Genomic DNA, 13,772 nt, shown 5'->3' with positions numbered 1-13,772 from the left:
TAATCCTGTCTTATTGGTCATAAAAAAATCCTCCATACAATTGAATTGGAAGATAATTTCGGTACAATATTTACGTAATTTTCAAGGTAATAAAAAAGGGATTCTGAATCAGTGACCGAAGCCCCGACCGAAGCCCTAGTTTCTCACAAATCCAATTGTATCAATGGTTTGCTACTGTTTTTTTAGACGTCCCCAGGAGGGGCAGCCTCTGTTTAGCCAACTTTTTTGGGCTGTAATTATCTGGTCTGTGCTACCTCGTCAATCGAGTGGCAGATAGGGCTTAAAGATGCACCGGCATTTCCTGTAAATTATACTGAATAAAAACAGGATGAATTTATTTAATTAACACGTGTGATATTTTTAGTGTAACGAAATGAAACCAAACATTTATGTCCATTACTCATGGTAAGCATTCTTTCTTTAGGAGAAAACTCTATCATGTAATCTATATTTATTAAATAACTATTATGACAACGTCGGAATCTGCTATCTAATTTTTCATAGTCTTTGAGTTTCCCATAAAATTCGTATGTTCCATCTTTGGTATGTAATCTCAGCTTATGAGCCACTGTTGCTGTTTCTAAGTAATAAATATTTGCGTATTTAATATTTTTAATGTTTTCTCCAACCTTTATCTGTAACATATTAACTCTATCACTTTGTTGACCAATAGAAACATATCGTTGGTATGCAGTATTTAAAGCAAGTGTTAGGTTTTCTTGAAAAATTTCTTTATCAGGATCTTTTACAATATAATCCATCGCAGCAATTTTATATTTAAAAGTTAACCTTAGCTTATCAGCAAACGTTGTAACAAAAATAATATTTGCTAATGAATCCTTTTCTCTAATTAAGCTTGCCAATTCTAATCCACACATAATGCCTTCTAAATCAATATCTAAAAAGTAACAATCGGCTGGATATTGATTTATATAACTTAATACTTCGGCACCACTTGAAGCACATAAAACAACCTCAGTGCCGGGTAAATGAAAGTTAGCATATTGAACAATCTCATTTAAAATAAATTGCCGTTGTGAAATGTCGTCTTCACATATAATAACTCTCAAAATATCACTTCCTATAGTTTAATTCTAATTCTTGAATAAATATTTGATTCTCAATTCGAGTATTTAATAGAACATTTGGATATTTTTTAATAATTTCAGTAACATTTGCAAGACCATTTCCACGATTATTTCCTTTTTTCGTTGAATAGTTTTTATTGAAAATTTGATTAATGTCTAGAGTATCTTGAAATGAGTTTTCGATTACAAAGAGTATTGATCCATTCGCTGTTTTTAATATAGCAAGATTTATTACACCGTTCTCAGATTCTTCATTTGCTTCAATTGCGTTATCGATTAATATCCCTAAAATTCTCGAAAAATCAATTATATCGATAGGAATACTACTGATTTTTTGCGGGAGTTCAATATGAAATTTTATATTTTTTTCTAGTATTAATAATAATTTTGTTAAAAGAAGACCCTTTAATTCAATAATAGCTAAGTTACTAATATTCTTCATAAATTGATTTTTTAATAAAGTATCGCTCTCTACTTTTAGTATTTTTTTGTTAAAGTAGGATTTCAAACCTTCTATATCCCCTTGTGAAATATATCCATCCATAGTGAATAAAATATTCATATAATCATGCTGGAATTTTTGTATATCTTGATTAACAGCTTCTAAAGAAATTAAATATTGATTGTATTGAGACTGTTGCAGTTGCTTATATTTAAGAGCATTCTCTTTTTTTATAATTTTTATTAGAAACATAATTAATGTAGAGATTAGAACTAAATATACAAGCTGTATGGTTAAATTAATTTTAGTCAGCTGCATTTCTTCATATGTTGAAGGAATAAAAATATTTAAGTATAGTACAATGACAGTTACACTGAAAAGCAATACAAAGATTATTTTGGTTATTAAAGGAAAATCAATGATGCTAATATCTTTCTTCAATTTGTGTATAATGAGATTTAATAGGCTGAACAAAGATACATAAATTAAACTAAATAAAATGAGCTGAGAATTAGTCGATTTACTAGATCCTAACATAATTTGTGATAATGACTCAGACAGAATTCCAATAAAAATGATAGTAGTTAAATCGATACATATTTTTAAAAAATTGGATTTAAAGCTTAAAAAAATAAATATAGTTATAAAAAGAAAAGAGATCACTATCCAAGACTCAACGTATAAAAATGCTGTTGCTGCTAATATCCAAATTAGTACAGTTGAACTTATAGTGACCAAATTAAATTTTAAATTCTGTAAGTAATATATAGAACCCGTTATAATAAAAAATTCAATAATTACCAATATTAAGAAATTACTTTCTATTTGAGTATCCTCCAACACTTAATTAAAATTTACTTTCTTTTTTTAAACTTTCTGGTATTTTTACTTCGTGAAAAACTAAGTTACATGCATATGTAGTCGCAGAAGTTGCGAATAAAATAACCAAGTTAGATACCTTATTTAATAATTGTTTTCTAATTTTCATAATTACTTCCTCCAAATATTTTTTGAATTAATACTGATATTGCTAATAAATTTATTGCATACAAAATAAATAATCGATAATCGCCTTTTAAAACGAAAATAATAGTCCATAAAATGGATAATCTAATGAACAATTGTTTTCTTAGATAGTTTCGGTGATTTTGATTAAAAACGGGTCTTTTTATAGTTCCAACAGGAGCTATTAATAGTAAAAAAAGAGTCGATAATATACCAAATAAAAATATAAAATGGTCAGCATTTATATGGTTGCTATTGATTATGTATAAACCGATTGGCAAAGAAACTATACTTGCAACTAAGCAAATAATGCTACTTTGAAAATGAAAACCAAAAGATACTTGTCGTAATACAATAAATGTAATATGTGTTATTAGTGTGGCCATAAAGCAATTCAAAATGAATGCCACTATATAAATAAACAGTATTTTCCAAATATCATTTACAATTAGTTGTATACCGAATCTAATTTTTTCCTTTTCTATCTCATTGTGGTTTTCCTGAATCAGAGCCTTCGTAATGATATTTTCAAGCTTTAATAAAGCCTCCATATACTCCCCCCTCTTTTTATAATACTAAATTATCTAATAATTTAGTATTGTAAATCTTAAGTGTTACAAAAAGCTTCTTAAATGTATTAAATTGGGTATTAATCGCTGTAATTTTTCTTTTTTGTATATAAAAAAATTAATATTGTTAAATTATCCCACTTACCCTATATTAATTCTTAAATTTTCTTAATAGATTAGCTATAGAATCACTCCATTCATCAGATATTAAAGGTGAAAATAACATATGTAATTATTCGTAAATATATTTGAGTATCTAAATTTCCAGTCATATAAGTGGTTATTCGTTTTTACACTTAGGTGTATACCCGAAATTTGTGAAGGTTATTCTACCTAAGGTGACTTCCTAAAATGTCACATTCGCTAACTGTTAAACAGATTTGTGACATGATTGCCTGAAATTCGATAGGAAAGAGGGAATATGGACTTCGATTATTGTGATCAATTGAATCGCTTAGAACGTCAATTTAGATCTTTCACCAGCAAAACGTTGAAAAGTTCGTCAAAAATATTCGAAGCCCATTGTGGAGAAATTCTTGAAATGGGTAAAGGACTTATCTTTTTTTGGAAAAACGTGCTCGCAAAAGCAGCAGATACAAATTAAATCGTGTACAAGGGTTAAAGGGCTTTTCTATTTGACGATCAGATTGAAATCGATAATCGTCCAGCCGAAAATGCAATTCGCCCAATCGTAATCGGTCGAAGAAAATTGGCTTTCTCTGTAAGTGAAGTTGGTGCGAAAGCCAATGCAATCTGTTTAAGCTTACCAGAGACGGTCAAAGCAAATGGCATCAACTCGTCTTTGTCAAAAAACATCCCAGACACATGCACAAAATAGCCAGCTAGCCGAAAAAATTTCGGATAGCTGGCCATTCGTTGTGCTTGCCGTAAAGGTGCGCTATTTTATATTTCTGGCTTACTCTAGATAAATAAGTAAATTTAATTTAGAATAATAGCTAAATTATTTTTATCAATTTTTCCATTTATATTTATTGGTAATTTATCTAATACAACATAATAGGATGGTACCATAAAGTCTGGTAAAAATTTATATAAATATTCTTTCAAATCTGTAGCAGAAATAGTTTCATTTATTACTATATAAGCAGTTAAATATTTATTTTTATCTTTGTTTTCTCTAGCTATAACACACGCTTCTGTAACATTTGGATGCTCTAGAAGTTTTTCTTCCACTTCACCTGGTTCAGTTCTTCGTCCACAAATTTTTATTTGATTATCAATCCTACCTAAAAACTCAATATTCCCATCTGGTGACCACCTTGCTAAATCTCCAGAAATATACATTTTCTCATTCGGTATGAATGGATTTTTTACAAAGCGCTCACTTGTTAAATCAGGGCGATTCAAATATCCACGGGAAACACCAACACCTGAAATACACACTTCTCCTGGAACTCCAATAGGAACTGGTTTTCGATTTTTATCTAAAATATATACTTTATAGTTAGCGATAGGTTTACCGGTTGGAATGCCACTTTGTATTCTCTCACTTGTTACTTCATAATACGAGATACAAACAGTTGTCTCTGACGGACCATAAGTATTATATATCTTAACTTTATCAATTAAATTGTTTATATATTCTTTTCTTAGTACGTCTCCACCACTAATCATTGTGTGAACCGATTCTACAGGAGGATATTTGTTTAATTCATTCAATAATAAAGGGAATCCGCTAATCATGGTAACTTTATTATTTCTCATTACGATTAAAAGCTTTTCTATAGAGGCTACTTCATCTTTACATGCTATAACCAAAGTTCCGCCAGTTAGTAAAATAGGAAAAATTTCTTCTACAGAAATATCAAATGATACTGTTGATTGCTGCAACATAATATCATTTTCAGTTAATTTAAATTCATCTATAAAACTATGATAGTATCCTACAACATTTCTATGCTCAACAGTAACTCCTTTTGGTTGCCCTGTTGAACAAGAAGTATATAACGTATAGATTAGATTTTCTGCATTATGTAATCTATCTAAATTGTCAGTTGGATATTGATTTAAAGGATAATTATCTAGATATATTTTTTCACAAGGAAATGACAAATCTATATTTAAATGACTATGTGTTAATAGTAAATCAATTTCCGCTTGTTCATACATATAATTAATACGTTGTAATGGGTAAGCTGGATCGACAGGAAGATAAGCTCCGCCAGCTTTAAGAATCGCCAATATACCAATAATTAAATCTTCGGATCGATCTACTACTAATCCTACTAATTTTTCTGGTTTAACGCCTTTTTGACGTAGTAAAAAAGCTAATTGATTGGATTTCTTATTAAGTTCATCGTATGTAAAACTTTTATCCTTACAAATTAAAGCTACTTTATTGGGATTTTTTTTAACCTGCATTTCAAAAAAGTCATCGACAGTTTTAGTAATATCATAATTAATCGATTTATTATTAAATTCATACAATACTTGATTTTTTTCTTTTTTTGAAAGAATAGCAATATCCTCTAATTTAGTATGTGAATTTAAGGTAAGTTCAGATACTAAATTAAAAAAATGTTCTTTCAATTTCGATATTGCGTAATTATCAAATAAATTATCGTTGTAGGAAATACTACATTTTAACGAAAAATCTATTTCAAAACACATCTCAATCTCATTTTCTTCTAAATATTCTGACAAAACTGCTTTTGATTCACCACTCGAAAATATTGAACCAAATAAACCACTTTTTAAACCCAGTTGATTATAAGAAAAAATTTCTTCTTCTGTTACATTTTTGTATAATTTTATCAATTCTAATTCATTCTCAATTTGTCTAATATATTTTATAGATGTAATATCAAAATCAGTTTTAACACAAAACGGTAGAACTTTACCTTCTGTTGTACTTGTACCAAATACAACATAATCTGTATCATTATAGTTGTGAAGTAATAATCCCCAGGCTGAATATAAAATAGAATTTACATTGACATTATAAGTATCAGCAAATTGTGAAAGTGATTGCATAATTTTTTTATCTAAAAAAAATGTATCGTTGACCAATTTAAATCCATTATTTTTAAAAGTACCTAAAGTTACTTTTGATTTAAGTTCAAATTCTTTTAAAGCAGCACTCCAATAACTTTCCTTTGTATCTAACTCTAATGTGTTCATTTATATCTCTCCTTTTAATCATGGGTTTTGTATCATCATCACTAAAAGATGATGGAGTTGCAGTCGCTTTTGATTTATATATGTTCGTTTTGAATTAGGGTCCGATTTATTGCTGGTTTTTTTATGCTCTTATTTTGAGAATAAACTAAAACGACTAAACTAATTAAAACGAACATTCCTCCAGTAAGTTGTGAAAATTGTAATCGTTCATTTAAAAAAACAAGAGCAAATAAAGTAGTAAATACAGGTTCTACCATGCTAATCATCGAAACGTTAGAAGAACTCAACAATTCCAGCGACTTAAAAAATGTAATTTCAGCAAAAATAGTTGAAAAAATCACAATACTAATAATGTGTATCCATGCTTGGTTATTAAAATTTAAAGAGATATCTTGCTTCACTACACCAATTATGAAAACGCCAAAAGTTGCAAATAGTGCTGTATAGGCACTTATTATTACTGGTGAATTATTAATAGTTACTCTTTTCCCCACAATCATATATATGGCAAAGATCAAAGCTGCAAGAAGGGATAAGACTATTCCATAGACATTCATTTTATCTAATGAAACTCCAAGTAAATAAATCATGCTAATGAAAGTTGCTACTAAAGCTAGTATTGATCCTATACTTAATTTTTCTTTATATAAAAAATAAGAGATGATACAAACTAGTAAAGGAAAACAATATAAGAGCAAGACTGCCATAGATGATGATATATATTTTAATGATTCAAAATGGAAAATAGATAAAAGTGTGAATAGTATACCACCTAGTATAAAAAGATTTTTCACCTCATGTTTACCGATTCTTATATTTGTACCTTTCACAAGGAAGAAAAGGAAAAAGATGATAGAACTTAATCCGAATCTTAAAAAAAGTAAAGTATACACTGTCACACCATATTCATAGGCTTTAACTGTAAAAATTGGCATAATCCCATATCCTATGCTCGAAAAAACTGCATAAATAGCTCCCTTGATAAAATTATTCATAAATCTCCTCCTTTCACTTCACTTACAATAAAATTTAATGACATTTTTACTATATAGTTATTCCATTTTAAAACAATTACTACCTCAATTCATTTAGAATTTATTATATCTAAATTTTGAAAACGAGTTCTTTAAATTTCGTAACAAAAATCGCATCTTAATTATTCTATTCAAAAATGTAAAAATTTGTATGAAATATCAGTACTGATAAAAAGATTATAGTATAAAAGTAAATTTAAGTAGATACATTTCCTAACATATAACGTTTTAGTCTTTAGCGTCGAATTTAAGCGAACATTAAAATTAAACAGAAGAAATGTAACACAAAGTTATGACATTAACTTCATACACAAGTGTTGATTTACTATGATGTCTAGAATCTTATGGCATCACACCTTCATACGCTCATTAACAGATTTCTAGGAGTGTTTTTTTGTTTTATTCTTAAATGAAGATTTACCCTTGAAAACTATTGTCCAGATGGAGTTTTTCGTATAAACTTAACCATAATTTCGGTCCTTTATTAGTGGATTTGGACGGGTTACCACCTGATTTTATCCATTATAAAGGACTTTTTTTATACATAATAAAATGATTGAATATTTTTTTTCTTTAAAGTATAGTTAATTTAATGTAACGCTAGTAATATCTTTTAATTTATTTGAGATATAACAAGAAAATTATTGGACGTGAATAAAATATGGAACTAAACATTCAATCACATAATAACGATTGTGAAAATAATTTAATGAATTATTCTCTTTATATACCACGTTATAGTCAAAAGTTTTGTATGAATGACTGGCCAAAGGGATTACTTATTGAAGAAAGAAGTCATGACTATTGGAGCGATAGATGTTGTGGGTTGGCGTGTTTACGAATGGTTATATCTCATTATAAAATACCTATACCAACCCAATTAGAATTACTTAAAGAAGGTTTAAAAAGAAAGTATTATATTTCGAAGGGATGGTTACACCAAGGTTTAGCCGATTTAGGAGAAATGTATGGGGTGAAGGGTAACCCTATAGTTATTAAAAGCGGTAAACAACTTGAAAACTTGCTTGTAACAAAGGGACCAGTAATATGTTCTATAGCTCCAAAGTTCCCTAAAAACGGAAGCAAAGGGGGACATTTGGTAGTAGTATGTGGTCGAATTCATACCTCTAAAGGAAGACTAATTTGTTTTAGAGATCCATCTCTTTGGGGAGAAACAAATAGTATAGTATTTGAAGACAGGTTCTTTAGCAGTTTTAGTGGTAGAGCAATTGTTTTTTCTTTGGATTAATAGAAGATATGATATTTTTATTAGAACTGTACGCCTGTAATCGAATAAAGTAGTATTCTTATTTAAAAGAAAATCTCCCACAAAAATCAAAGGTATTGTCGAAATTTGCGGGAGATTGAGCAAATTTATTATCTAAACTTGACTAATTAAAGTAGCAATTCGCTTCAAGTTATTGCGTTGACAATTATTCCAATAACAGCTTCAATACCTAAACCAATGGTAAATATCATACATTTTTTTCATTCCCCTCGTAATTTTTTGTTATTTTAACCTAATGACCTCGGATAATAACTTTTACTTCCCTCATACTAAATTCACCTGTAAAAAGTCAATATGGTTTGCTGGTACTTTCTTTCGATATTCTTCCATGTGAGTCTCCTCCTTGAAATATTTTTAGATATACAAAAAGCCCGAATGACTATTAGTAAATCATTTGAGCTTATTCAAAGATCTAATATATATTAGAGTTTAGTTACAACACATCCATAAATAAAAATAACCAACCTACTACAATTTCCCGAAAATAATTGGTCACTCAGACATCAATAAAAGTATTTCTGACAGAAAAAAAATTAAGAATAGTGTTTTATTAAAGCAAGTACCATTTGAACTTAGATGGTTAGTTTACAATGAATGCAATAATGATAGTGAAGTGGAAAATGTATTTTGCAAATTAAGGGGCGATTAGATGTATCATCCGTTGATTAGAGGTAGGCAATATGTATACGGCATATTAGTAGTTGGTGGTTGGGACGGTATGGGACTAGGATTCGTTGCAATTAGCGTTCTATTAGGAACATGGATAGGTACTATAATTGGCATTTCTAGTAAAAAAGTAATTGCGTAATTTATACCATAATCAGATGCTTCACTTCATTAAGAACAGGACTTGTGTTTATGATTGATTTTCATATATGCAAGTCCTTTTGTTATGCTCTCACACACCTTAGAAGCTTCTTTTGAAATAAAGCCACCTACCTGTTGATTGGTGTAGCTTCTAAACAAGACATTCACTTTTTCTTCCATATCATCAATTAGTCTTTTTCTTTCAAGGCATTTGATAAAAGTATATGTATCGAGCATATCAATAGTTATATGTTGAAACATCTGAATCCTTAATGTTCACTCCAACATCCAATGCAGAAGTAGCAATTAAGAAAAGCGAATCAGATCTTTCCTCATCTATAATGGAATTAACATTTACCTCATTTACAAATTTTAGATAATCACTGTGTTTTCAACAAACAAACGTAGAGTGCTGCGCATATTTCTTACACACTTGATATGCCTTTTTATCACTTTGAATAAAGATTATTGCCTTATGTTTATTTTCTAGTAATCAACGGCTTGGTGCAAATATGACTGCCTACATTTCAGAAACTAACTTAATAGAATGTATAACATAGTCAGCCATTGCAACATGAATCCGTCATTTGAGGTATCCGTATATGTTTGCCCTTGTTAAAGTGAGATTACTCACGTTGCACTACTAATCTACTTCTGCCCCCAATAGCTTCTGTAATAGGAAATCATCTGCCGAATATGCGAATCTGTAAATACTTCTATACGATGGTCAGTTTCTTGACGTTTTACCTTTTTGCATGGATTAGATTTAATATACTCGTTATCAAGTAACTGATTAAAAAAGGTATTGAGATTTTTTTAGCTTAACATTAATTGTAGTTGGGTTATTTCCTCGTTCATTCTTGCAATGCAATAAGTAGCTTTTAATATGTGCCTGTGTAACTTCAGAAGCATCTGTTAATTCCTGTTCCATAGTCCATCTTTTAAACTCTCGAAAAAATTTTGCATAACCTTTTAATGTATTTCCACTTAAATTTTGTAGTTCTTTTTCGGAAAGAAAATCTGAAATTGCATATTTAAGCAACAAAAAAAACACCTCCTAGACATAACAGTCTAATAAGGTGTCATTACTTGAACACTATCCTAAATCATACTTTTTTACGCTTATTTCGATAAATACATTGTGCGTTGTTGGTTGATCCATTTGCGCATCGTCGTGAATAACAATGCCATAATCGCCGTTAATAACACACCTTTCACGATATTAAATGGTAAAATGCCTGCAACAATCATTGTGTATAATGAATCGCCAACGACTGGCTCCATACCTAAGAAGTAAGTGTACATCGGTAAAAATACTGCGATATTTAACAAGCTCATTCCAACCGCCATCACAATCGTTCCTGTTGCTAATCCTCCAACAAGACCTCCAATCGTTTTAAAACGGTTAAAAATAAATGATACTGGTAAAATAAATAATATGCCTGTTACAAAGTTTGCAATATGACCAACTGGCACTCCTGTTGGTGTACCAGAGAAAATCCAATCTAAAACATTTTTAAATAGCTCTACTAAAATACCTGCTACTGGGCCCATCGTGATGGCTGCAAGTAAGGCAGGCATATCACTGAAATCCACTTCCAAAAAGGCTGGGAACGGTGGAATCGGGAAATTAAATAACATTAATAAAAACGAAATACTACTCAGCATACCAATCGTAATAAACGATTGCAGTTTGACATTTTTCTTCATTGAAAACTCTCTCCTCTTTGCTGATTCAATCTTGCAAGAAGAAAGGTTACGACGTAATCGATTGTTTTTCACGAAAAAACCCTTATGCAAATCAGCATAAGGGAGAAAAGGCATGAGTAAATAACGCCATTACTAGCTATTTTTTGTGCATAGCGTGCATTTAAAGACACACTAAAAAAACGTTCGCACATAGCTTAATTCGTAACAACGAATGACGATCGTACCTTCATCTTCTCCCATCCAGACTATACTGTCGGCCTTGGAATTACACCAAGTCAGCCATGCAAAAAAATCTTTGCACAGGTCGCGGGCTGAAGAGCCATCTAGTAAATCATGCGAGCTACTGTAGCTTACTACTACACTAGCGATTTACAACTCTATTACCGCCGGTCGGGATTTTCACCCTGCCCCGAAGATGAATCAATATTATTTTATAAACTAACTATAATGTTTTATCACATAAAAGTAAATACTTCTGCTTAAAATAATCCGATTAAATTTGTATGTTTTAATAAATCAAGCACTTTGCGAGAAATAATGGAGTAGCTTACCCGCGGAACAAAGTCACTTACCCGCGGTATTTTATCATTTACCCGCGAATCAAGGTGCTTTACCCGCGGTATTTCCATTATAAAAAACAGCTATCTACTATCTGATAGCTGTTTTCTATATTATGGCATCATTTGTTTATTGGCACCTACAGGCATGGGTAAAAAATTTGTTAAATCAAAGCCTTCCCAACTTTCCTGTACAATGTTATCTAAACGTATCTTTTTATCAAAGCTTGACGCAGTCAACATCATCGCCTCTATCAATTGTGTTGCCCGTACGGCATCCATTGTCGTTAAATCAAGTGGTGCGTCAAATGTGACCACAACCCCATCTTCTTCTTCTTTTACAGTGTATGTGACATTTTCCGGAACAACTGGCACATAAACATCATCCTTTTTGTCTCGCATCGCCAGTAGAGCCTCTGTCACAGTAGGATACGTTTGATGGAGATCAGGCGATAAATATTCAGTCCCGTTTCCCTCTGTATATAAATAATAATTGTAATGATTATCTTTTGTTAGCGCTATAGGCTCACTCGGCTCTTCTGCTTGCGAAAACTCGTAATCAGAACCATCTGCCTGTTTAATGGCAATGGCTTTATATTCGGACTCAGAAAAAGTATCTTTTAACGAGTTTAAATATTTCGTGACGGATGCCGAAGCTACATCATAATCATTTTCTTCTGGTAATACGTGCACAAGCGTTTTACCTTCTTCTTTTAACTCACCTTTGTACGGATGATAGTCTGTTAAACCCATTGCTTCTTCATCAATTTGAGGTGCGTATTTTTCATACATTTGTAAAGTTGTTGGCTTCTTCTTCCCAAAATCAGCAGTTATTTTTTTGTTCGGAATAATATAGGTCATTGGTATGCTATCAGCCTTACCACCAGGTAATCCAATTCTGAAAACGACTGCATCGACTAAATCATCTTCGTAAACAGATGTCCGCAACGATAGGATACGAGCATGCTCAGCACCAATATTCGCTTTCATTACACTATCTGCATCTGCATTTTCACTTTCTGTGACCGACCGATCCTCCTGCACAGAAGAATAATTTTCGATTGGGGCGTTTGCTTCATCCTTCACGGAAGAATTGTTCGATACATAGATGTACCCTGCTATTGATAGTACAAAAATTGCAGCAACACTACTTAAAATAGGCCACCTACTCTTGCGTCGTTTTATAGGTTCAGTATTTTCTTGAGCAGGCAATGATTGCGCTTGTTGTTCTTTTGCCTCATCTACTGGTTGTATAGCCTCTTGAAGATGTATATTGTCTTGTAAACGTGCATCAGCAAGCAATCTTTTTAACACTTCGTCTTTCGAGCGGTGGTCAGTAAGCTTCGGGGCATTGTTCAACATTTGTTCAAGTTGTTCATCGTCAAATTGTTTATGTGTCATTGCCTTTTCGCCTCCTGTTCCCTAACCTGTTGTAGATGTTGCCTTAAAAACTTAATGGCTCGATGTTGCGTCGTTTTAACCTTTGCCTCTGTCCAATCAAGTATTTGCGCAGTTTCAGTAATCGATAAATCTTGGAAATAGCGCATAATAATAACCATTTTTTGATCCCCTGTACAATTTTCAAGTGCAGACTCTATCTGCTTTAATTCATCACTGGCCTGTAGCACATCTTCCGGTGATGGTGTGGTTGAATGTAATTGTTCCGTTTCCCAGTCAAAAAAATCGAGTGAATGTTTTTGGCGCACAGCCTGCTTTCGAAAATGATCAATTGCGACATTTTTAGCAATAGCAAAAAGCCAAGTTTTTTCACTGCTATTCCCTGCAAATTGTTCATAAGATCGCAGCACACGGACATAAACCTCATGTGCAAGGTCCTCAGCAAGTGTGCGATTTTTTACTAGATAAATAAGAAACTGGAACACGTCTTGATGGTATGCATCGTATAGTCGATGGAACACGGAGTCATTCAAAGCACTCCACCCCCGTTCTCATAGTATTTGTCGTCTAACACTCGCACAAGTTACATTTAAATAATATTTTGGTCTTAATTTTGCTATGTGTCTAAACCCGAGCACAAGCCGACGTATAGCCCCTAACAGGTATTGGTATTGTTGCCAACTAGTTCAGCTAGTTCTAACTATACCAATGACCCGTGTAAGCATGAAAGAGC

13 protein-coding genes and 1 riboswitch are annotated in these 13,772 nt (G+C 31.6%); of the genes, 3 read left to right on the top strand and 10 right to left on the bottom strand.

Annotated features, from left to right (window positions below; all coding sequences use genetic code 11):
* Positions 1–338 precede the first annotated feature (338 nt).
* From C9J37_RS09730 to C9J37_RS09715, 4 genes are read right to left on the bottom strand one after another with little or no spacing between them, the layout of a single operon-like run.
* A complete protein-coding gene (locus C9J37_RS09730) occupies positions 339–1,070 on the bottom strand; it encodes a LytR/AlgR family response regulator transcription factor (RefSeq protein WP_107895168.1) in 732 nt (243 codons plus the stop codon).
* Between the two features lie 4 nt (positions 1,071–1,074).
* The gene (locus tag C9J37_RS09725) at positions 1,075–2,334 is read right to left on the bottom strand and encodes a GHKL domain-containing protein (RefSeq protein ID WP_107895167.1); all 1,260 of its coding nucleotides are present in this window, start codon (positions 2,332–2,334) and stop codon (positions 1,075–1,077) included.
* Positions 2,335–2,377: 43 nt separating this feature from the next.
* On the bottom strand, positions 2,378–2,518 hold the full coding sequence (locus C9J37_RS09720; protein ID WP_080653286.1) for a cyclic lactone autoinducer peptide: 141 nt from the start codon (positions 2,516–2,518) through the stop codon (positions 2,378–2,380).
* Positions 2,508–3,086: an accessory gene regulator ArgB-like protein gene (locus C9J37_RS09715; RefSeq protein ID WP_107895166.1), complete on the bottom strand. Its 579-nt coding sequence runs from the start codon at positions 3,084–3,086 to the stop codon at positions 2,508–2,510. The genes C9J37_RS09720 and C9J37_RS09715 overlap by 11 nt, the downstream gene beginning before the upstream one ends.
* A 664-nt stretch (positions 3,087–3,750) precedes the next feature.
* Here C9J37_RS09715 and C9J37_RS29640 point away from each other — a divergent pair.
* Entirely contained in the window at positions 3,751–3,942 is a 192-nt protein-coding gene (locus C9J37_RS29640; RefSeq protein ID WP_107895164.1) for an IS66 family transposase, read from the top strand.
* A gap of 101 nt (positions 3,943–4,043) precedes the next feature.
* On the opposite strand, the gene C9J37_RS09700 is transcribed toward C9J37_RS29640, so the two are convergent.
* Positions 4,044–6,245, bottom strand: a complete 2,202-nt coding sequence (locus C9J37_RS09700; RefSeq protein ID WP_107895163.1) for a non-ribosomal peptide synthetase — start codon at positions 6,243–6,245, stop codon at positions 4,044–4,046.
* Between the two features lie 74 nt (positions 6,246–6,319).
* Positions 6,320–7,240 carry a DMT family transporter gene (locus tag C9J37_RS09695; protein WP_107895162.1) on the bottom strand — a complete coding sequence of 307 codons (921 nt, stop codon included), beginning with the start codon at positions 7,238–7,240 and terminating at the stop codon, positions 6,320–6,322.
* 700 nt (positions 7,241–7,940) lie between these two features.
* Here C9J37_RS09695 and C9J37_RS09690 point away from each other — a divergent pair.
* Positions 7,941–8,528 carry a C39 family peptidase gene (locus C9J37_RS09690; RefSeq protein ID WP_107895161.1) on the top strand — a complete coding sequence of 196 codons (588 nt, stop codon included), beginning with the start codon at positions 7,941–7,943 and terminating at the stop codon, positions 8,526–8,528.
* Positions 8,529–9,216: 688 nt separating this feature from the next.
* The gene (locus C9J37_RS09685; protein WP_107895160.1) at positions 9,217–9,375 is read left to right on the top strand and encodes a YesK family protein; all 159 of its coding nucleotides are present in this window, start codon (positions 9,217–9,219) and stop codon (positions 9,373–9,375) included.
* A 792-nt stretch (positions 9,376–10,167) separates the two neighbouring features.
* On the opposite strand, the gene C9J37_RS09675 is transcribed toward C9J37_RS09685, so the two are convergent.
* The 4 genes from C9J37_RS09675 to sigX all read right to left on the bottom strand — a co-directional run bounded on the left by C9J37_RS09675 (position 10,168) and on the right by sigX (position 13,572).
* On the bottom strand, positions 10,168–10,419 hold the full coding sequence (locus C9J37_RS09675) for a phage integrase N-terminal SAM-like domain-containing protein (RefSeq protein WP_167397284.1): 252 nt from the start codon (positions 10,417–10,419) through the stop codon (positions 10,168–10,170).
* Positions 10,420–10,496: 77 nt separating this feature from the next.
* On the bottom strand, positions 10,497–11,084 hold the full coding sequence (locus C9J37_RS09670) for an ECF transporter S component (protein WP_024361484.1): 588 nt from the start codon (positions 11,082–11,084) through the stop codon (positions 10,497–10,499).
* A 224-nt stretch (positions 11,085–11,308) separates the two neighbouring features.
* A riboswitch (FMN riboswitch) is annotated at positions 11,309–11,505 on the bottom strand.
* A 250-nt stretch (positions 11,506–11,755) separates the two neighbouring features.
* Complete coding sequence (locus tag C9J37_RS09665) at positions 11,756–13,042, bottom strand: RNA polymerase subunit sigma (RefSeq protein ID WP_107895157.1); 1,287 nt, start codon at positions 13,040–13,042, stop codon at positions 11,756–11,758.
* Positions 13,039–13,572 carry an RNA polymerase sigma factor SigX gene (gene sigX, locus C9J37_RS09660; protein WP_107895156.1) on the bottom strand — a complete coding sequence of 178 codons (534 nt, stop codon included), beginning with the start codon at positions 13,570–13,572 and terminating at the stop codon, positions 13,039–13,041. The genes C9J37_RS09665 and sigX overlap by 4 nt, the downstream gene beginning before the upstream one ends.
* Between the last annotated feature and the right edge of the window lie 200 nt (positions 13,573–13,772).

This window comes from Lysinibacillus mangiferihumi, from assembly GCF_003049665.1.
Taxonomy (GTDB): Bacteria; Bacillota; Bacilli; order Bacillales_A; family Planococcaceae; genus Lysinibacillus; species Lysinibacillus mangiferihumi.
This window is presented reverse-complemented; position numbering and strand designations above follow the sequence as displayed.